We start from the raw sequence: 20,502 nt of genomic DNA on the forward strand, positions 1-20,502 counted from the left end.
GTATCATTATTGATACTACGCAACCTGTTAAATAATTATTCTAGAGAAAATAGCTGAGATGCGATCGCGTCTATCAATCCAACCAAGTAACTTTCACCTAACTGTAGTCTTATAAAAACCAACTTCTCTAAAATATTTGGTAATTAAACTTTGTCTGTGGAGCAAGTTATGGTGATGAGCAGAAAATCAGTTAACCAAGATCATAGTTCAGCTTGGGTAGTTCAAACTTGGTTATCTTTTGTTCTTTCTATTTCGGCTACGGCAATAGGAATACTATACTTACCCGTAGATGGTTGGGTCAAAGGTTTTATGGGCATGGGATTGACCTTTACCGTTGGTTCAACTATCAGCCTAACTAAAACTCAAAGAGATATTCATGAAGGGAAAAAATTGACCACCAGAATTGAGGAAGCAAGGGTAGAGCGGATTTTGACAGAACACGATAGTCTGAAATGAATGAATTTTTAAGAAGTTGCGATGTTAAACATAGAATTAAAAACTGGAGATTAACGATAGACTATATATTTAACAAGAGCATCAATTTAAATTTTTTCATCATTTTTACAATTTATGAGCGCGACTGCAACAATCACTCCTACTACAACTTATGATGTGGTAGTTATTGGTTCTGGCATTGGGGGTTTAGTTACGGCTACCCAATTAGCAGCCAAAGGAGCAAAAGTATTAGTTTTAGAACGTTATTTGATTCCTGGTGGTAGTGGCGGCTATTTTGAGCGAGAAGGCTATCGCTTTGATGTCGGTGCATCAATGATTTTTGGTTTGGGCGACAAAGGAACAACCAATTTACTGACTCGCGCTTTAGATGCGGTAGACATGAAGATTGAAGCCATTGCCGATCCAGTTCAAATTCATTACCATTTACCAGATGATTTAGAACTCAAGGTTCATCGCGACTACGAAGAATTTTTACAAGAACTAGTTGCTATTTTTCCCCACGAAGAAAAAGGTATTCGCGGTTTTTATGGCGAATGTTGGGATGTGTTTAATTACCTCAACTCGATGGAGTTACTTTCATTAGAAGAACCTCGCTATTTGATGCGTGTGTTTTTCCAGAAGCCATTATCTTGTTTGGGTTTAGCAAAGTATTTACCTATCAATGCGGGAGATATTGCTCGTAAACATATTAGCGATCCTAAACTACTTAATTTTATTGACATGGAATGCTATTGCTGGTCAGTTGTGCCTGCTGCGAAGACTCCTATGATTAATGCGGGAATGGTATTTAGCGATCGCCATTATGGAGGCATTAACTACCCCAAAGGCGGTGTCGGGCAAATTGCTCAAAAGCTGGCTGAGGGATTAATTGAGGCAGGTGGAGAAATTAAATACAAAACTAGAGTTACTAATATTCTGCTCGAAAATGGTAAAGCAGTGGGGGTCAAAACCGCACAAGGTAAGGAATATCGCGCTAAAAAAGTCGTTTCCAACGCTACTAGATGGGATACTTTTGGTAAACTTGTTCCTTCAGCAAATACTCCCAAAAAAGAACAAAAGTGGCAACAAAGATATAAAAAATCTCCTAGCTTTCTTAGTCTGCACTTGGGGGTTGATGCCAAAGTTTTACCTGAAGGTACGGAATGTCATCATATTATCCTCGAAAATTGGGACAAGCTTGAAGACAGCCAAGGAACTATTTTTGTCTCTATTCCTACTCTGTTTGAACCTAGTTTAGCTCCAGAGGGACATCATATTATTCATAGCTTTACCCCAAGCTGGATCGAAGAGTGGCAAGGATTGACTCCTCATGAGTATCAAGCTAAAAAAGAAGAAGTTGCCGCTAGTCTAATTAAAAGACTCGAAACAATATTTCCTGGACTATCAGCAGCATTGGACTATCAAGAAGTTGGCACACCTCGGACTCATCGCCGTTTTTTGGGCAGAGAAGATGGTACTTATGGTCCTATTCCTCGCCGTAAGCTAGCTGGTTTACTGGGAATGCCTTTTAATCGTACCAAGATCTCAGGACTATATTGTGTTGGGGATAGTACTTTCCCTGGTCAAGGTTTAAATGCTGTTGCTTTTTCGGGCATGAGTTGTGGGCATCGTGTCGCAGTCGATTTAGGACTATGACCAACGCTCACAGCACAAAGGCGAACTTCGGCAATACTTATATCTTTTATATTAAAGTTTGCGTGACTATGGCTGATGGGGAGACTAAGTGACTAGAAGACTGGGGTAAACAAGTACGATCAAATTATCGCCAGATGAATAATGGCATCACCTTGATTAACTAAAGGATTTTGAATATGGCTAATAACCAGACCTGTGACGCTAGCTCTTACTGCAACTCGTCTTTCTCCAAAAGCGTTAGTAATATAGCCTAGCTCTTGTCTTCTAGTCACTTTCTCGCCCAAGTTAACTTCAAGATGAAAAATCCCCCCACAAGAAGCCCGTATCCACTTGCTATTGTTAGTTTCCCAAGAATCGGAGACTCTTGAAACCAGATCTTCTTGATACATTTCCAAGCAATTCATCACCTGTAAAATTCCCTTAACTCCGACCTCAATTGCCAAAGGGTCAAAACGTAAAGCCTCTCCTGCTTCATACAGTAAAACGGGAATACCTTTTCTGGTGGCTGCATGGCGCAAAGATCCATCCCTAGTAGAAGCGTGCATCATTACAGGTGCGCCAAAGGCTTTAGCACAACGATAAGTAGTTTCATCTTTCAAGTTAGCGCGGATTTGAGGCAAGTTAATACGATGAACTGCTGCGGTGTGTAGATCGATACCGTGGGTGCTACGCTGAACAATTTCACGCATAAACAAATTGGCTAATTGAGAAGCCAAAGAACCACTTTCTGAACCAGGAAAAGAACGGTTCAAATCTCTTCTGTCGGGAAGGTAGCGCGATTGTTCAATAAAGCCAAATACATTGACAATGGAAACAGCAATAATAGTTCCCCGCAACTTTTGAGGATTAATTCTGCCTAATATTTGAGCAATAATTTCTACGCCATTAATTTCATCCCCATGAATGGCTGCGCTTAACCATAACTTGGGACCTGGTTCAACGCCGTTAACCACGGTAACAGGCAGAGAAACTAAAGTTTGAGTGGCTAATCGGCTTACAGGAAGCTCAAAACGCCGTAACTTTCCTGGTGCAATTATTTCCTTGGCAATTTCAAACGTATTTTCTGACACTTTTATACTTAATACTTAATGCGATCGCCAAACGTACCCGAAGAGTAATCGCTATTGTCCACTTCAGAGACATGGTTAACAATAAACTTTATCATTTTACCTGTTACATCTACCTTCGTCTTTTCAATTCCCTCTAAAATTGGGTTTGATTGAATAGTTAAATGTTTTGATACAGGGGATTGGGAATTTTAGGAACTAGGGGGTAACTTTATTTGAAGTAATTATCTGCACTCGATCTAACCTAAGATAAAGATAGCAAATCGAATCCCGCAATTTGCAATCCCTAGCTTTCGCTGCTCTAATAAGGACATATAGGCTCAATTACTGAATTGATTGTATTTTATTCAGTTAAATTGCTGAGGAAATTTATAGTTACTTTTTATATGATGTTAATACTTGCTTTTGTGAACTAAGCATAGATTAAAAAAAGAAAAAGGCATCAGCAACTACTACTGATACCTTTAGAGTCCCACGAACTGTGAAATACCAAATAATGAAATTTGGTACTCATACAGGATAGTCCGAATTTGCTCCTGTAATGTATCAGATTTTACCATCTATTTTTTTCTATCACCACGGAATATCTAAAACTTTCATGACAAAATAGTTGTATTTAAATCTCGAGCGATTAATAACGCAGTTATGTCACAGTAAAGAAACTTTATACAAGCTGATATGTCAAGCAGCACATTGTAGATAAAATAAATAGATACTGGCAATCCCAAGTTTTCTGGCTCTAGCTGCGATCGCCTTAATCCAATCCTCTAATTTCTTTTTATTTTACATTTCTAGGTGAATCAAACGCTCTAATTACCTTATTTACATTGGTAACAAATGAGCTTAAAGCTCCATGATATAGGTTCGGTTAAATAATTAAATAACATGAGTTCGGGATAACTTAAAAGTCTTATTCTTTCCTTGACAGAAAATACTATTCCTTCGTGAAATTACCATCAAAATTGTCTTAACCCGAAAGTAGCGTTAAATATTTTGAATTACATAAGAAAAAGGTTTTGGGAGTCTTGCCGTGTTTCGACCCCAAAACCTTTCTCTCTTACACTTATTCCTCACACACAATTAATAGCTTACGGGGACTATTTGATTAGTGCTGTATTTTGAGTGCCACTTCGTGTATTGTCATAATATTTGAGCAACCTTAGAGAACTAAACCTGTTTAGCTAACCGCAGAGGGTTCTTTATTTTTACTATCGAAGAAGGTTTTCAAGATACTTTCTGCCATCTGAGGACTGCTCAAGCCTATACTAGCCTTTGATTGATCGGGGGAAGCATGATCGACCAAAATGTCTGGTATGCCAAAGCGTTCGACTGGTACCAGAACATTATGCTCTTGAAGAGCTTCTAGTACTGCCGAACCAAATCCACCCATAAGACAGCCTTCTTCTAGGGTAACTACTTTACCGATACGTTTAGCTAAAGGAACTATTAAATCTGTGTCTAGAGGCTTAACAAAGCGAGCATTAACTACTGTAGCTTCAATACCGTGTTCGCTCAATATTTCAGCTACCTGTAAAGCAGGATATACCTGAGTGCCATAGCCAACTAAAAGTAAGTCGTCGCCACTGCGAAGAATTTCCCCTTTGCCAATCTCAATAGGTTCCCAGCCTTCTTCCATCAGCGGTACACCAATACCATTACCACGGGGATAGCGCATGGCGATCGCACCATCGTTATAATTAATGCCTGTCACCACCATTTGCTGTAGTTCAGCTTCGTCTTTTGGTGCCATGACAACAATGTTAGGAATACAGCGTAAATAAGCAATATCGTACATTCCCTGATGAGTAGGACCATCTGCCCCGACAATTCCTGCTCGATCTAAACAAAAGAAGACAGGTAGCTTTTGAATACAGATATCATGAATGATCTGATCGTAAGCTCGCTGCAAGAACGTTGAATAAATTGCAACTACAGGCTTCATTCCTTCACAAGCCATTCCTGCTGATAGGGTTACAGCGTGTTGTTCGGCAATGCCGACATCAATATATTGCTTGGGTAATTTGCTTTGGAGTTTGTCTAAACCTGTACCTGTTGCCATCGCTGCGGTAATACCCACAATTTTCGGATCATTTTCTGCCAGGGTAGTTAGAGTATCAGCAAATACTTTGCAATATTTAGGAGGCTTAGGTTTGGTGGCGGGAATACCTTTACCTGTGGCTAAATTAAAAGGATTTTGAGCATGATAGCCTACCTGATCTTTTTCAGCGATCGCATACCCTTTTCCTTTGACAGTTGCCACATGAACTAATACAGGACCAGGTACTTTATGAGCCTGTTTAAAGGTAGAAATTAGTTCTGCTAAATTATGTCCATCAATGGGGCCAAAATACTTGAAGCCTAATTCTTCAATTACTGCCCCAACTTTTGGCACAGCCAGCCGTTTCATTCCTTCTTTGACTCTTTCCATTTCTGGGGTTAAAGATTGACCGAAGAAGGGTAGCTGTTTAAATTGTTCTTCTAAGTTGTCAGAAAGAAACTGCACGGGATCGGATAGTCGAACTTTGTTCAGGTAGCGGGAAATAGCCCCTACGTTAGGAGAAATAGACATTTCGTTATCGTTTAACACCACCATCAAATTAGTGTTAGGCAGATGTCCTGCATGGTTGATAGCTTCAAGTGCCATCCCCCCAGTCAAAGCACCATCGCCGATAATTGCTACACATTTAAAATCTTCTCCTTTGGCATCTCTTGCCAACGCCATGCCTAAGGCTGCGGAAATGCTTGTCGAGGCGTGACCCGCACCAAAATGATCGAATTTATTTTCACTTCGTTTTAAATAGCCAGCGACACCATCTTTTTGCCGTAAAGTATTAAATTTATTGTATCTACCCGTAAGCAATTTATGGGGATAAGCTTGATGTCCCACATCCCAAGTCACTTTGTCGCGGTCTAAGTCCAAAGTTTGGTAAAGGGCAATAGTTAACTCTACTACGCCTAGACCTGGACCTAAATGACCTCCACTAGCTGCAACTGTTTGTAAATGTTTTTCTCTTATTTGGCGGGCGATTTTCTCAAGTTGTCGGATTGATAAACCGTGCAACTGATTTGGGTGAGTTATTTCACTTAAATGCATACTGCCGTGTTCTCTAATAACAGATTATCTATTTATTCTTGATTGATTATCCTACTTTCTCTGTCCTCAAAGAGAAAATTGGATACTTTTCTCAATATGATGAGCCTTGATGCTAATTTTTTCAACTAGAATTGTCTCAAAGCAGCAACCGTAAGCTTCTGTCTCGATGTTTGACCTTCAAAACTACTACTATTATTAGTATGTAAAACTTTCTGCTTGTGATTTTATTGTAGCTTGTCTGCCTGAGAAGATAATTAAAAATGTCTGATGTGAATTAGTTTCATTTAAAGCTCTTAGCCGTAATCTTCTTAGCTTCTAAACAAAGATTCCAGTAAAAGTGAGTGATTTTACTGGAATCTTATAAAACTTGTTTGAAAGTTCATATTTTATGTATAGAAATCAATGCCTTGATTGTCTTAGCAGTTATGATGCTTGACCAATCTTTGGCTCAATACCAGCTACTAAACGCTGAATATTAGTTCTGTGACGTAGAATCACGTACAATCCTGCTAAAATGGCAAAGATTGAATAGGCTGGAGGTTGATTCAAGGCAACCATTAAAATATTAACTGCGATCGCGCCACAAATTGAACTGAGGGAAACTATTCTGGAGATACTTAAAGTAATTCCAAAACTTGCTAGAGTTCCTAAAGCAACAGCAGGGTTCATCACCAGCAAAATACCCAAAGCAGTAGCAACTGATTTACCGCCACTAAAGTTAAGCCAAATAGACTTACTATGTCCGATAATGGCACTTAAAGCTGCGCCTGTAATTAACCAAGTGTGCCAGTCAACGGGTAAAGTTTGGCTGGGGGAAAAGTAATAAAAAAGGTTAACTATAGCTAATGCTAATAAACCCTTGACTAAGTCTATTGCCAATACTGCGATCGCCGCGGATTTACCCACGGTTCGCAAAACATTTGTAGCTCCTGTTGAACCTGAACCATGTTCTCTAATATCAATTCCCTTCAGATAACGTCCGACTATATATCCCGTCGGAATTGATCCCAATAGGTAAGCAGTTAAAATCAGTAATGCGCTAATAGCAAAATATACCACCATGATTTATTCGTCGTATTAAAATATCGTACGACCAGTTTAACGGTTTTTTGGGAAAAAATAATACTTCTACTAATAGAATTTACTTTAATATTTATCTTTCATGGGGTGGTAACCAACCTCAAGAAAAGATGAACTTTTGTAATTTTACTAATAGGGATCGTCTATAGCTATCTTATAGTATACTGCACTACTAACAATTGTCTTTAAAAGAATTAAACATTTTTTTTCATTTGACTATAAATAAATCCCAATCCACTTAGAAAAAGCAATGTAGGAGTTAACCAGTCTCCCCAGCGCACATACAGAGTTTTGTTTTGGCGACGGTAGATAGTGTGAGCGTGAATTGCATATTTATTAATATCTGAGATCCAAAGAGTATGACCGTGAGGGTCGACAATCGCACTGTAGCCTGTATTTGTGGCTCTAGCTGCCCAGCGATCGGTTTCTATCGCCCGCATCACGTCATGGGCATGGTGTTGAGCGGGCATCGTCGTACTGTAATGAGCATTATTTGATGCGGTAATGATAAACTCACCCCCTGCTTTTGCCTGTCGCCAAAAATGCTGTGGAAAAGCAGATTCGTAGCAGATAGCAATAATTGCTCTCCCAAAGGGAGTATCAAAGATCTGATTGCTTTTGCCAGCAGCTAAATGAGCATTTAAGGGTGAAAGGCGATCGATTAATTTGCCAACCACAGACTCAAAGGGGATGTATTCTCCCAAAGGAACAAGCTTATATTTGTCGTAGCGACTATAGGTTTTCCCTTCACCAGTTAAAGTAAATATACTATTAGTGTAACTGCTGCCATCTCTACCGTTTGCACCTATCCAGGCAGGAATTTTGGCTTTAATTACAGCCTGATAAAAACTAGAGCCGTCAATGATATCCTGCCAATAAAAAGGTAAAGCACCTTCAGGAGTTAAGACTACATCTACTCCTTGTTTAGCCAGTCTTTGATAACCAGAAGTATAGCCAGCGATCGCTTTACTCCAGCCAGCGGAAAATAGCTTGATTTCGTTGGCAATATTTCCCTGAATAATGCCGACTTTTAGCGGTGCTAGATTATCTTTTGATACTGGTATTTGATAAAGATAATAGCCTACAAGATGACCTGTAATTAAAACTATTAAAGGAGAAGTTATCAACAATAGTTTAATTTTAAAATCAGCATGATTCCGCCAAGCTAAAATAGCTTCTGCCAGTAAACCATTAACCGCAACAATTATCGCTGCAACGGTATTAACTCCTGAGATTTTGCCTAACTGTAAAATAACTAAATTATGGGGACTTTGAGTATAGGCGATCGCGGGCCACCACAAAGGACTATAGCTCCATAATGTTTCTAGGCTACACCATAAAGCTACGCCAATTAAAACCAAAATCAGACTATTAAATAATTTTTTATTGCTAATTCTTTTACTAACAAAGCCGATTAGAATTGCCCAGGTTACTACTACTCCTGCACCCCATAAAGTAATAAAAACCCAGCAAAAAATAGCGATCGCTAAACTAGCCAACCAAGGAACACCCATCCAAGTCATCGGATGTATTCCAGTGATCCAAAACAAAGCCATGCCGTCATAGCCAACTCCCCAAGCTAAAGCAAGAATAGCTATCTGTTTTAAAGACTTTCGCTGTCTAATTAAAATCCATAAAGGAGCTAAAGCAAACCAAGCAAAATACCAAGCATTGAACGGTGCTGGTGCTAACCCCATTAAGAAACCGCTTAGTAAAGATGTGATGATTATTCGGATTCTCAACGGTAATAATTTCATCAAATCTCAAGCAATTGATGAGTACCTCAGTAATCACAACTGGACTTGTGCCAATACCAGAATGAGGTGTTTAAACACTGCTTGTAAGCAGCTAGCTATTTGGGAAACTTCAAGAGCAGGGCGAAACTATTGCCCAGATGTACAGACTGAATATTTGCTGTCGTACAGCTACAGCAGCTAGAAAAACTTAAAGAGAGATCGAGCAATTATTTGTTGACCTCTCTACTAACTATCTATCTAGAGACAGATTACTAAAATATTTAGCGTATGTATTCTTTTAATATGCTGTTACGGTTAGGATGACGCAGTTTGCGTAGTGCTTTAGCTTCAATTTGACGAATACGCTCGCGGGTAACATTAAAAATTTGTCCAATTTCCTCTAATGTTTTCATGCGACCATCATCTAAACCGTAGCGTAGGCGCAAAACGTCTCGTTCGCGAGGGCTAAGAGTGTCTAACACACTTTCTAAATCTTCTCTAAGCAAACTTTTAGACACCTGATCTTCTGGAGTCTCTCCGTCTGCCTCAATAAAATCGCCCAAACGAGAGTCTTCTTCTTTACCAATGGGTGTTTCCAAGGAGATAGGCAATTGAGCCGATTTAGCAATAAATCTGAGCTTTTCAATCGTCATTTCCATGCGAGTAGCAATCTCTTCTTCTGTAGGCTTGCGTCCTCGCTCTTGAGAAAGTAGTTTAGTAGTTTTTTTAATACGAGAAATAGTTTCATATAGGTGAACAGGAAGGCGAATAGTGCGAGACTGATCGGCGATCGCTCTGGTAATTGCCTGTCTGATCCACCAAGTAGCATAGGTAGAAAATTTATAGCCTTTTTCATGATCGAATTTTTCGGCTGCTCTAATCAAACCAAGAGAACCTTCTTGAATCAAGTCCTGAAAAGATAAACCACGATTCATATATTTTTTGGCGATGGAAACAACCAACCGCAGGTTGGACTGCACCATCTTGTCTTTAGCTCTCCTGCCGATATAGAGACGACGACGGAATTTGGGATATTCCATGTCTACTTCTCTTGCCCACTCTTCGTCACTAGCTTCGTGACCTAGACCGTCTTCTAAACTATCTTTTAGTCTTTCTAGTTCCAATAAATCGGCAATTTGACGGGCTAATTCAATTTCTTCCTCTGCTCTTAAAAGTCTAATGCGACCTATTTCTTGCAGATAGATGCGAATAGAATCTTCAGTATAAGGTTTTTTTCTGCCACGTTCGACACGCTTAGTACCAGTAGCTTTTTTCTTTTTGCCTTTTGCTGCTGGCTTAAGATCGACACTGTCTTTTACTTTTTTGGAATCCTCTTCAATGAGGCTTTCCCAGTCGTTTCCAGGATTGGCGATCGTTGCTAGAACTTGGTTAGCTTGGGTCATGCCGTTTTCCTCTTGCTCCTTCAGTGAAAATTTAATGATATTTTTTTTGTTAACTTTAGTTAAGTTGAAATTAGCTTGTGTCTAATTACACTTAACTTGACTATTGATTATTTGGATCGCTTATCTGCTGACAAATAACGGTTTGATCCTTGTGTATCATGGTTGAGATAGATTTTCTAGCGGGTATTATTAACTAGAAGCTGGCGATATTTTTCGATTTTAGCCTTGATCGCCATAAGTTTGGTAAATATTAAACAGAAATTCAGGAGTTTTTACACAAGATTTATCAAGAAATTACAAAATTTTCTGTAATTTTACTCCTATGGCATTGTAAGCAATTTGACAGGAAATAACACGGATTAATTTTTTTATCTAGGAATTTTCCTCTTTGAGAAGCTCGTAAAATAGCATCAGAGTAGCTTTGAATAAGATCCTGCTCGGAGCGTCTTTTTGCTTTACATTTATTCGTAATTTTAGCGTTGCTGATTTAGCGAATAAGTGCGGTGGGGGTTTCTCTCAATGAGCAACTTGTTCAAGACAGTAATTGACTTATAAAATAATATTTTTTGTAACTCTTAGCTTTTAGCTCTTAAGATGACATACTACTAAAATGTTTAATGGTGAAGAGCAAGTGAAAATCAACAACAAAGATTTTTATTTCTGGTTGGGTGTAAGTTTATTATTCGCTCTTTATTACGGATTATTTTTTTACTATCAGGTATTTAGCCATGAATACATAGTTCAAGATGATGCCAGACATCATGTAGTTTGGCTACAAAAATTTATCGATCCAAAGCTATTTCCTAACGATCTAATTGCTGACTATTTTCAAAGTCTTGCTCCTTTGGGATTTAAAGCACTATATTTTTTAATGGCAAAAATTGGCATTCAGCCAATTGTCTTGGCAAAAATATTGCCTCCAATACTAGGTCTAATTACTACTGTTTATATCTATTTATTTAGTTTAGAAATATTACCTCTTGCCAGTTGTGCATTTTTAAGTAGCTTATTCGTCAATCAACTCATTTGGCTAAATGACGATTTGGTTTCGGCAACACCTAGAGCTTTTCTTTATCCAATCTTGGCAGCATTTTTATATTATTTATCCAAAAAGGAGCTTGTTGCTTGTTTATTATTAATGCTATTGCAAGGCTTATTTTATCCTCAGTTATTATTAGTTGAAATAATAGTATTTAGTTTGAACTTGTTAATAGTAAAGGACAAGATATTATTTAAATTTACTTCCCAAAAAGAACCCTATATTTGGTGGATATTGGGAGGAATAGTTACGGCGATCGCACTTTTTTCCCAGGTTCAAAAACCACCAGAACTAGCAATCCTTGTTACCGCCCAACAGATGCAGCAAATGCCAGAGTTTAATTCTGGTGGTAGAACTCCGTTTTTTGGTGGTGGTTGGTTTAATTATTGGCTGGCTGGCGATAGTGGCTTAAGTTTGCCTCTTTTTCCGTCTGTAGTTTGGAGTGGGTTGGCATTACCTTTTTTACTTAAAACTAAACTGCCGATTACCAAGTTAATTACCAAAAAAATCAGCATTTTAATTCAGGTTGCGATCGCATCTATTTTAATGTTTATCGCTGCCCATATTTTATTGCCAAAATTACATTTACCAAACCGTTATACATATCATAGTCTGCGGTTGGTTATGGCAATTACCACGGCAATTGTCTTAACGATTTTAATCGATATAGCTAAAAATTGGTTGCTTAAAAAGCTTCAGTCGAAAACTTCTTTTAAGACTTCAGAAAAAATTAAAATTGCTGTAATTACTATTTTTAGCATCACAATAATTGTACTTCCTGCTATCCCTTATGTATTTACTAATTGGTGTCAAAATTGGAAAATAGGTACGGCAACGGAGATATATCAATATTTGGCAGGGCAGCCTAAAGATACTCTTGTTGCATCCTTAAGCAAAGATGCTGATAATATTCCTGCATTTTCCCAACGGTCAATTTTGATTGGAGGTGAATTTGCCTTTGCTTATCATCCTATCTATTATAATCAATTTAAACAAAGAACAATTGATCTATTAGAGGCTCAATATAGTCCAAATCCAAAAGTTTTAAAATCTTTTATCCAAAAATATAAAGTAGATTATTTACTGTTAGATAATAATGCTTTTACAGCTAATTATTTATTAGACAAAAATTGGCTGGTTAATAGCAGTTGGTCGGCAAAAACAAACAAAAACATATCCCAATTAGAATCCAATGTTTCTCCTGCTTTACTCAAATTTGTTTTATCTTGTTCAGTTAGATCTACAGGCAACTTAAATCTAGTAGATAGTAACTGTATTGTAAATAATTCAAACAACGATGTTTAATTAGGTGCTTTAGCATCAAACATTATTATCTCAGGAGGAGACAGATGAATGTACCAAGGAAAAGCTAGCTTATTTAGTCTTTGCCACTCAAGCAGAGTTATTTCTGCTTCAAGCTGATAATCTTCTGCATTATTAATCGTGGAATGAAGTTTTAAGTACGCAATAACTTTGTTAGGAAATTCGCTATATTTAGTCAGCCATACGGGAAATATATTTATCCCTGACTCATTTTTGGTAAAGGTAATTACATGAGCATGAATCCCAATCTGGCTTAGGTTTTTAGGTATGGGATGCTCAACCTGTAGCTCACATTGCCAATCTATAGCTGCGATAATTTGAGATGATATTTTCTTGGCACGAGAAAAATTATTGCATCCTGTTATTTGAGCCGTTTTGAGGTTAGGAGGATGATTGATAACATTTTGTTTTTGATTAAAAGCGATCGCCTTTCCGCGATCGATAATTAATAATTGCGGACAAAGATAATAAGCCTCTGCCAGATTGTGAGTAACATACAGAGTTAAACCTGGATAATTAGTCAAACGCTTGCGGAGCAATTTAATTAATCTAGATTTTAAATTTGTGTCTAAAGCCGAAAATGGTTCATCCAGCAAGGTTACAGCAGGATTGCTAGCTAAAGCTCTGGCTAAGGCGATTCTTTGCTGTTCTCCTCCTGATAGCTGGGCGGGAAAGCGATCGTGTAATAAAGGTAAATTTACTTCTTGCAATTGCTTTGTTACTTCTTTTTTAATTACTGAAGTTGAGTGTGTAATAGACATCCCAAAAGCAATATTCTCAGCCACAGTAAGATGAGGGAAAAGAGCATAATCTTGAAATACTAAACCCACAGCGCGCTCTTGGGGTAGTAGGTTAATTTTTTTTGCTGAATCAAATAAAACTCTGTTATTAAGAACGATTATGCCTCTATCTGGGGTTTCTAAACCCGCAATACAGCGCAAAACAGTTGTTTTGCCTGCGCCAGAAGCTCCTAGTATACCTAACGGATTTTGCTGGCTATTAATTGTAAAAGCAATATCTAATAAAAAATCTGGTAGTTGTTTTTGAATATCTACTTCTAACTTTATCTCTTCTATTTGCTTACTTTCTCTAAAGGCTGTTTGCGAATAGCCTCTTTCTTTAGGAAAAAATATCCGTTTGCCCCGATCTACGTTACTTTGGTGTTCCCAATAATTAACTCCCATAATGACAACTAAAGAAATAAACAATAAAATAATTACCAACCATAAAGCCCGATCCATCGCCCCACTTTCGGCAACGAAAAAGATAGCGATAGGTATGGTTTGAGTTTTACCAGGAATACTCCCCGCTAACATCAAAGTTGCCCCAAATTCACCTAAAGCACGAGCAAAAGCCAATAAAGTTCCTGCAATCAGTCCAGGTTTAGCTAAAGGTAAAATGATTCGCCAGAAAATTGTGATTTCTGAAGCCCCTAAAGTTCTCGCACAGGCAATGAGATTACTATTATTTTGCTGAAATGCTGCTAAAGCAGTCTTGTACATTAAGGGAAAAGCTACTACTGTGGCTGCAATGACGGTGGCATACCAGGTAAAAATTACTCGTATGCCTACCAAATCTAGTAGTTGTCCTAAGAATCCATTTTTACCCAAAGCTAACAGCAGTAAAAATCCTACTACTGTTGGTGGCAATACCAAAGGTGCGGTAAAAATGCCATCTATTAAACCTTTACCTTTACCCTGATATCGACTCATCCACCACGCAGCCAAAACTCCCAAGCAGAAAGTAATTATCGTGGCGACTACTGCTGTTTTGAGAGATATCCAAACGGAAGCTAAAACACTGCTATTTAACAAAAGATTTAATCGTACAAATTCAGGTAAAGCAAAATGAAGTATCTTCAGTTGTTAATTGTTTATTATTAATTGACACAAAGCCATACTGTTTAAAAATAGCTTGAGCTTTGGGTGAGAAGAGGAACTGAAGCATCTGTTGAGCAGCTTGGGGATGATTGCTATCTTTAATTATGGCAACAGGATATATTATAGGACTATGGGTTTGTGGGAGTGCGATCGCAACAGTTTTGACTTGTTTAGAAGACTCTGCATCGGTACGATAAACTATTCCTGCATCCACATTGCCCGTCTCCACATAACTTAAAACTTGACGTACATCTTTGCCATAAACACTTTTAAGTCTAACCGCATCAATAATATTTAGGTTAGTTAATATTTCTTCAGCATATTGTCCCGCAGGAACACTTGTCGGTTCTCCTAAAGCGATTTGCTTAGTTGATTCTTTAGCTAAATCAGCAAAATCAACAATTGATTGATTGTCGAGCGGTACTATTAAAACCATTTGGTTTCTAACTAAATCTTGACGAGTTTTAGCAAGTAGCAGCTTTTTAGCCTCTAAATCATTCATTTGCTTTGGTGCAGCAGAAATAAAGATATCAATCGGCGCGCCTTGTTCTATTTGATTTTCCAAAGAACCAGAAGAACCAAAATTAAGAGCTATCTTTACTTGAGGATGTTGTTGCGTATAAAGATCTTCAATATCAGTTAATACATCCTGCATACTAGCAGCAGCAGAGATAGTTAATTCTGTTGTTGCGGTTTTCTGTTTATCTACTGTCTGGCGATTGACGGTTTGAGTACAGCTACTAATTAAACTTAGAATTAAAAATTGAAAAGCGATAAATCTCTTAGGTATGTTTTTAATTCCTCTTGTCATGATCAATAAGAGTAATTCGGTTTCAACAACTGTAGTGAGTTAAATCCTAAAACGCATCTATAAAAAGTGATTCGGATATCACGCCTGTGTTAAGCATCCCTTATTGCTGCTGCCGTCAAGCTCTGACAAGGTTCGGGCGTTAATACTGCATGAGTCCGAATCATAAACCAGCATAACACAATCATTCGCCGATAACCAAGTAGATGCGTATTGTAACTGCACTTTACTTTATCTAGCCTTTTAAAACCCTAGTAGCGTTGAGAATTGCCAACAGTGCTACGCCTACATCGGCAAACACGGCTGACCAAAGAGAGGCTATTCCAACTGCTCCTAGTAAAATAAACAAAGCTTTAATTGCCATTGCCAGGATGATATTCTGCCAGACAATAGAGTGAGTTTTACGAGCGATATTAATTGCTTCTGCCACTTTAGAAGGAGCATCGGTCATTAGCACCACATCGGCAGTTTCGATCGCTGCATCTGAACCTAATGCACCCATTGCTATACCTACATCGGCTCTGGCAATTACAGGTGCATCGTTAATTCCATCGCCGACAAAAGCCACTTTGCTTTTTTTGTCAGACTTACGAATATAATGCTCGATCGCCTCTACTTTATCTTCTGGTAGTAATTCGGCTTCGTAGGTATCTAAACCGAGTTTACTGGCAACATTCTTAGCCACAACTCGGTTATCTCCCGTTAGCATTACCGTTTGGGTGACTCCTGCTTTTTTGAGTCGGGCGATCGCTCTTGAAGCATCTTCTTTAATTCTGTCGGCGATTAAGATATAACCCGCATATTTTTTATCTATTGCTAAATGAACTACCGTACCTTCAACATTGCAGGTATCATGTTCTATATGTTCTCGGTGTAACAGGCGATCGTTTCCTGCTAATACTGACTTTCCCTGAACTTTGGCTCGTATACCGTGTCCTGGGATTTCTTCGTAATCGGTAACATCAGAGTCAGCAATTGCACCATCGTAAGCTTCAACAATCGATCGCGCTACAGGATGATTGGATTGAGATTCTGCTAAAGCTGCTAGGGTTAATAATTCCTTTTCGCTGTAGCCGTTATAGGGAGTTATCTGAGTAACTTGAAATACACCTTCGGTTAACGTTCCTGTTTTATCAAAAATAACCGTTTTGACATCGGTTAAAGTATCTAAGAAAGTCGAACCCTTAACTAAGATTCCTCTTTTTGCTGCACCGCCGACTCCACCGAAGTAACCCAAAGGAATACTAATCACTAATCCGCAGGGACAGGATATTACTAATAAGACTAACGCCCGATAAACCCATAGTTCGCTAGATTCACCAGGAATTAATAAGGGCGGTAAGATGGCAACGGCTAAAGATAAGAAAACCACTACAGGAGTGTAATAACGAGCAAAGCGAGTAATAAATTGCTCGGTTGGGGCTTTTTTACTGCTAGCATTTTCCACCAAGTCCAAAATCTTAGCAATGGAAGATTCGGCAAATAGTTTAGTTACTCGAACGGTCAAACTACCTGTTTGGTTAATCGCACCTGCTAGGATCGTTTCTCCTTCTCTTACAGTTCGAGGTATAGACTCACCCGTCAGTGCCGAAGTATCCACCTGGGAATTACCCGCTAATATCTCCCCGTCTAAAGGAACTTTCTCCCCTGGCTTGATAATGATAATATCCCCAACTTCTACTTTTTCTGGTGCAACCTCTCTAATTTCACCATCTAGCTTGAGATTCGCCGTGTCGGGGCGTACTTCTAACAATGACTTAATCGAACGTCGCGATCGCCCGACTGCAAACCCCTGAAACATTTCTCCTACCTGGAAAAACAGCATTACCGCCACGGCTTCAGGTATTTCATGAATGGCGATCGCACCTATGGTAGCAATAGTCATTAAGAAGTTTTCATCAAAGATTTGACCCCGCAAAATATTACGTCCCGCACTAGTTAAAACACTCCAGCCACTTATCAAATAGGCGGGAATTAGAACTGCGTATTCAGCGATCGCTCCAGGGGTATTATGCAAAGGCTGGTTAAAAATTAAGCCAACAAGAAATAAAACTATCGCAATACTTAAAGGAATAAGTTCAGAGCGTAGAGTCGGAATCATTATGAGCGTGGCTGATGGTCATGACCTTCATGTTTATGGCTTTCGACGGTAGAACAGCAGCCAGAAGAATGTTGATTTGACATTATCAAAGCAATTTGACAATTGAACAATTGAATACTTGTTCAGATAATATCTCAAAAAAAGCAATTGAGCAATGAACGAAAGTCAGGATTAAACCTCGTCCAGATGCTCTGCTACTTCCCGATAAAGATTAGCAATATGCGCGTCTGCCAGACTGTAATAAACATTACGACCTTCACGGCGATGCTTAACTAAGCGGAGGTTTCGTAACAGACGTAACTGATGAGAGACAGCAGATTCACTCATCTTTACTACTGCTGCTAAGTCACAGACACAAAGTTCAGCTTTGAATAGTGCAGAAAGAAGTTTTAGCCGATGGGGGTCTGCCATTGCCCCAAAAAACTGAGCCATCTGTTGTGCTTTTTCTGTGGTTACGATTTGAGATTGCACTCGGCGTACTTGCTCTAAATGAACTAAAGAGGAATCACAAGTCGGTGCGTCGGATTCTGAGGAGGCTTGTTTTTTCGATTGGTCAACTTTACTCATTTTTTAGACTCTAAAACTTATTAGTCTAGTTATGCAGACAATAATACTGAGTTAATACAGCTTTAAACTAGCTTATATGATAATGATACTCATTATTTTGCCTGAATGTCTATTCAGATGAACAAATACACTTATCAATCGTTTCTATTTATTTACGGAGTTGGTAAATGCGTAATGCTAAACTCATATTTTACTTATCAACCAAAAACATACAATTTTTTAAAAGCTACTAGCTACGAACAGTACTATATTGTAAGTCATTACTGTCTTGAACGAGTCGCTTATGGGGGAAACCCCCACCGCGAGAGTGGAATAGCGCTTGGGTCTGTTGCGGGGGTTCCCCCCGTTGAAGAACTGAACCAAGACAGCCCTTTAATTCAGGGCATTTCCGTGCAGCAAAGACCGCGCTCGTTCGCTAAATCATCAACGCCTTTTAAAATAAATGCACTTAATTCTCTACAGCAAACCAGGCTGCCATCTTTGTGAAGGTTTGCAGTCAAAACTGGCACAGGTAAGCAACGTTGATTTTGAGTTAGAAATTCGCGATATCAATACTAATGAGAACTGGTTTGCTGCTTATCAGTATGAAATTCCAGTACTCTGTCAAAAGTTACCTGAAGCAGAAAAAACATTGCCTCGTTTGTCTCCTCGTGCTTCGGTGGCCAAACTAGAGCAAATGTTACAGAAAAATTTAACAATCTTAGGTTAAAAAAGTGTCCAAAATGTAGTAGAAACTTTTGTTTACTCAAAAAGAAATATGATGAAGCTGCGGGAACTATTAGCGAAGGTAAATCTTCAGCAACCAGAACATTCTGCTTTAGATTTGGAAGTCAATCGAGTTTGTACTAATTCTCATGCGTGCAAACAGGGAGATTTATTTATTGGGATGCCAGGAACAAGAGTTGATGGCGGAGAATTTTGGCGTAGTGCCTTGGGGCAAGGTGCGATCGCAGCAGTGGTAACTCCTAGTGCAGCGGATAAACAGCCTCCCACCGCCGATGCCTGTGTGATTCAAACTGAGGATATGATTGCTACCTGTAGTGCGATCGCCGCAGCTTTTTATGATTATCCTACCCACAAGCTTAAAACCATTGGCGTAACTGGCACAAACGGTAAAACTACTACCAGTCATTTAATTGAATATTTCTTACTTCAGGCGCAACAGCCGACAGCTTTACTAGGTACTCTCTATACCCGTTGGCAGGGATATAGCCAAACTGCTATCCATACTACGCCTTTTTCTGTAGAATTACAGTCTCAGCTAGCAGAAGCGGTAAAGGCGGGAAATAAATACGCCGTAATGGAAGTTAGTTCCCATGCCTTAGCTCAAGGTAGAGTTAAAGCCTGTAGTTTTGAAGTGGGAGTCTTTACTAACCTAACTCAAGATCACCTTGACTATCACAAGGATATGGAAGACTATTTTCAGGCGAAGTCTTCGCTCTTTACTCCCGAATATCTCAAAGGTAAAGCCATTATTAACCTAGATGATGCTTATGGTAAGCGTTTAATTAATCGGCTTGATAGCAGCAAGGTTTGGACTTATAGCGTAAACGATCGGGCTGCGGATTTATATACCAGTAATTTAGATTATCAACCCACGGGAGTTAGAGGTACTTTGCATACTCCCGTAGGCGAGATGGCTTTTAATTCTCCTTTGGTTGGTCAATTTAACTTAGCTAATCTCTTGGCAGCAGTGGGAACAGCCTTGTATTTAGATGTAGAATTACAAGTCCTGATAGATTGCTTACCTCAGTTTGCAGGCGTACCTGGCAGAATGGAACGAGTCCAGCTTACTCCTGAACAAGATATTAGTGTTATCGTCGATTATGCCCACACTCCTGACAGTTTAGAAAACTTGCTCAAGGCTGCCCGTCCCTTTATTAGTGGGAAAATGATCTGTGTCTTTGGCTGTGGTGGCGATCGCGATCGCACTAAACGTCCCTTGATGGGTAAAATTGTCGCCGAACTAGCAGACGTGGCGGTGGTTACATCAGATAACCCCCGTACCGAAAACCCCGAACAGATTCTCAAAGATATAGTAGCAGGGATTCCTCTAACGATTGAACCAATGGTTATTAGCGATCGCGCCCAGGCGATCGCCACTGCCATCAAGCAAGCACAGTCAGGAGATGGGGTACTGATCGCTGGCAAGGGACATGAAGACTATCAAATTTTAGGTACAGAGAAAATTCATTTTGACGATCGCGAACAGGCAAGAGTTGCTTTGGGCGATCGTTAAACTTTAAAAAAGCGTTGTATTATTGCCAAAATAAGCAACGCTTTACGCATTCACCAACGCCAGTAATTTTATGG

The 20,502-nt window shown here is 39.0% G+C and carries 13 protein-coding genes, 1 other RNA gene and 1 pseudogene; 5 read left to right on the forward strand and 10 right to left on the reverse strand.

Annotated elements, in window-relative coordinates:
* Nucleotides 1-174 precede the first annotated feature (174 nt).
* Together SLP02_RS19980 and crtH are read left to right on the forward strand one after the other, a co-directional pair.
* A complete protein-coding gene (locus tag SLP02_RS19980) occupies nucleotides 175-456 on the forward strand; it encodes a YiaA/YiaB family inner membrane protein (RefSeq protein WP_319422474.1) in 282 nt (93 codons plus the stop codon).
* Nucleotides 457-570: 114 nt separating this feature from the next.
* Complete coding sequence (gene crtH / locus SLP02_RS19985; protein WP_319422475.1) at nucleotides 571-2,091, forward strand: carotenoid isomerase; 1,521 nt, start codon at nucleotides 571-573, stop codon at nucleotides 2,089-2,091.
* Between the two features lie 119 nt (nucleotides 2,092-2,210).
* On the opposite strand, the gene SLP02_RS19990 is transcribed toward crtH, so the two are convergent.
* From SLP02_RS19990 to rpoD, 5 genes are all read right to left on the reverse strand, one after another.
* The gene (locus SLP02_RS19990; protein ID WP_319422476.1) at nucleotides 2,211-3,161 is read right to left on the reverse strand and encodes a succinylglutamate desuccinylase/aspartoacylase family protein; all 951 of its coding nucleotides are present in this window, start codon (nucleotides 3,159-3,161) and stop codon (nucleotides 2,211-2,213) included.
* A gap of 1,174 nt (nucleotides 3,162-4,335) precedes the next feature.
* Nucleotides 4,336-6,252, reverse strand: coding sequence for a 1-deoxy-D-xylulose-5-phosphate synthase (dxs, locus tag SLP02_RS19995; protein WP_319422477.1), 1,917 nt, complete (start codon nucleotides 6,250-6,252; stop codon nucleotides 4,336-4,338).
* 423 nt (nucleotides 6,253-6,675) lie between these two features.
* On the reverse strand, nucleotides 6,676-7,314 hold the full coding sequence (gene plsY, locus SLP02_RS20000) for a glycerol-3-phosphate 1-O-acyltransferase PlsY (protein WP_319422478.1): 639 nt from the start codon (nucleotides 7,312-7,314) through the stop codon (nucleotides 6,676-6,678).
* A gap of 212 nt (nucleotides 7,315-7,526) precedes the next feature.
* Nucleotides 7,527-9,029: an apolipoprotein N-acyltransferase gene (gene lnt, locus SLP02_RS20005; protein WP_319422479.1), complete on the reverse strand. Its 1,503-nt coding sequence runs from the start codon at nucleotides 9,027-9,029 to the stop codon at nucleotides 7,527-7,529.
* A gap of 320 nt (nucleotides 9,030-9,349) precedes the next feature.
* Nucleotides 9,350-10,495: an RNA polymerase sigma factor RpoD gene (rpoD, locus tag SLP02_RS20010; protein WP_319423712.1), complete on the reverse strand. Its 1,146-nt coding sequence runs from the start codon at nucleotides 10,493-10,495 to the stop codon at nucleotides 9,350-9,352.
* Between the two features lie 586 nt (nucleotides 10,496-11,081).
* Between rpoD and SLP02_RS20015 the strand changes: the two genes are divergently transcribed.
* A complete protein-coding gene (locus SLP02_RS20015) occupies nucleotides 11,082-12,815 on the forward strand; it encodes a hypothetical protein (RefSeq protein WP_319422480.1) in 1,734 nt (577 codons plus the stop codon).
* Here SLP02_RS20015 and modB read toward each other — a convergent pair.
* The 5 genes and pseudogenes from modB to SLP02_RS20040 form a co-directional block, all read right to left on the reverse strand.
* Complete coding sequence (modB, locus tag SLP02_RS20020) at nucleotides 12,812-14,647, reverse strand: molybdate ABC transporter permease subunit (protein WP_319422481.1); 1,836 nt, start codon at nucleotides 14,645-14,647, stop codon at nucleotides 12,812-12,814. The genes SLP02_RS20015 and modB overlap by 4 nt on opposite strands.
* A 19-nt stretch (nucleotides 14,648-14,666) precedes the next feature.
* On the reverse strand, nucleotides 14,667-15,524 hold the full coding sequence (gene modA / locus SLP02_RS20025; RefSeq protein ID WP_319422482.1) for a molybdate ABC transporter substrate-binding protein: 858 nt from the start codon (nucleotides 15,522-15,524) through the stop codon (nucleotides 14,667-14,669).
* Nucleotides 15,525-15,589: 65 nt separating this feature from the next.
* Nucleotides 15,590-15,686, reverse strand: an RNA gene (gene ffs / locus SLP02_RS20030) — signal recognition particle sRNA small type.
* A 70-nt stretch (nucleotides 15,687-15,756) separates the two neighbouring features.
* Nucleotides 15,757-17,705, reverse strand: a pseudogene (locus tag SLP02_RS20035) (heavy metal translocating P-type ATPase).
* Between the two features lie 88 nt (nucleotides 17,706-17,793).
* Complete coding sequence (locus SLP02_RS20040) at nucleotides 17,794-18,189, reverse strand: ArsR/SmtB family transcription factor (RefSeq protein ID WP_319422484.1); 396 nt, start codon at nucleotides 18,187-18,189, stop codon at nucleotides 17,794-17,796.
* A 442-nt stretch (nucleotides 18,190-18,631) separates the two neighbouring features.
* On the opposite strand from SLP02_RS20040, the gene SLP02_RS20045 reads away from it, so the two are divergent.
* Both SLP02_RS20045 and SLP02_RS20050 read left to right on the forward strand, forming a co-directional pair.
* Nucleotides 18,632-18,898, forward strand: coding sequence for a glutaredoxin family protein (locus SLP02_RS20045; RefSeq protein WP_319422485.1), 267 nt, complete (start codon nucleotides 18,632-18,634; stop codon nucleotides 18,896-18,898).
* 51 nt (nucleotides 18,899-18,949) lie between these two features.
* Nucleotides 18,950-20,428 carry a UDP-N-acetylmuramoyl-L-alanyl-D-glutamate--2,6-diaminopimelate ligase gene (locus SLP02_RS20050; protein WP_413467404.1) on the forward strand — a complete coding sequence of 493 codons (1,479 nt, stop codon included), beginning with the start codon at nucleotides 18,950-18,952 and terminating at the stop codon, nucleotides 20,426-20,428.
* The last annotated feature ends 74 nt before the right edge of the window (nucleotides 20,429-20,502 follow it).

Source organism: Pleurocapsa sp. FMAR1 (assembly GCF_963665995.1).
Lineage (GTDB): Bacteria > Cyanobacteriota > Cyanobacteriia > Cyanobacteriales > Xenococcaceae > Waterburya.

What these genes read in the sequence shown, in the direction of transcription:
- SLP02_RS19980 (WP_319422474.1), top strand. Translation starts at nt 175, where the DNA reads ATGAGCAGAAAATCAGTTAACCAAGATCATAGTTCAGCTTGGGTAGTT.
- crtH (WP_319422475.1), top strand. Translation starts at nt 571, where the DNA reads ATGAGCGCGACTGCAACAATCACTCCTACTACAACTTATGATGTGGTA.
- dxs (WP_319422477.1), bottom strand. Translation starts at nt 6,252, where the DNA reads ATGCATTTAAGTGAAATAACTCACCCAAATCAGTTGCACGGTTTATCA.
- plsY (WP_319422478.1), bottom strand. Translation starts at nt 7,314, where the DNA reads ATGGTGGTATATTTTGCTATTAGCGCATTACTGATTTTAACTGCTTAC.
- lnt (WP_319422479.1), bottom strand. Translation starts at nt 9,029, where the DNA reads ATGGGGTTAGCACCAGCACCGTTCAATGCTTGGTATTTTGCTTGGTTT.
- SLP02_RS20015 (WP_319422480.1), top strand. Translation starts at nt 11,082, where the DNA reads ATGTTTAATGGTGAAGAGCAAGTGAAAATCAACAACAAAGATTTTTAT.
- modA (WP_319422482.1), bottom strand. Translation starts at nt 15,524, where the DNA reads ATGACAAGAGGAATTAAAAACATACCTAAGAGATTTATCGCTTTTCAA.
- SLP02_RS20040 (WP_319422484.1), bottom strand. Translation starts at nt 18,189, where the DNA reads ATGAGTAAAGTTGACCAATCGAAAAAACAAGCCTCCTCAGAATCCGAC.
- SLP02_RS20045 (WP_319422485.1), top strand. Translation starts at nt 18,632, where the DNA reads ATGCACTTAATTCTCTACAGCAAACCAGGCTGCCATCTTTGTGAAGGT.
- SLP02_RS20050 (WP_413467404.1), top strand. Translation starts at nt 18,950, where the DNA reads ATGAAGCTGCGGGAACTATTAGCGAAGGTAAATCTTCAGCAACCAGAA.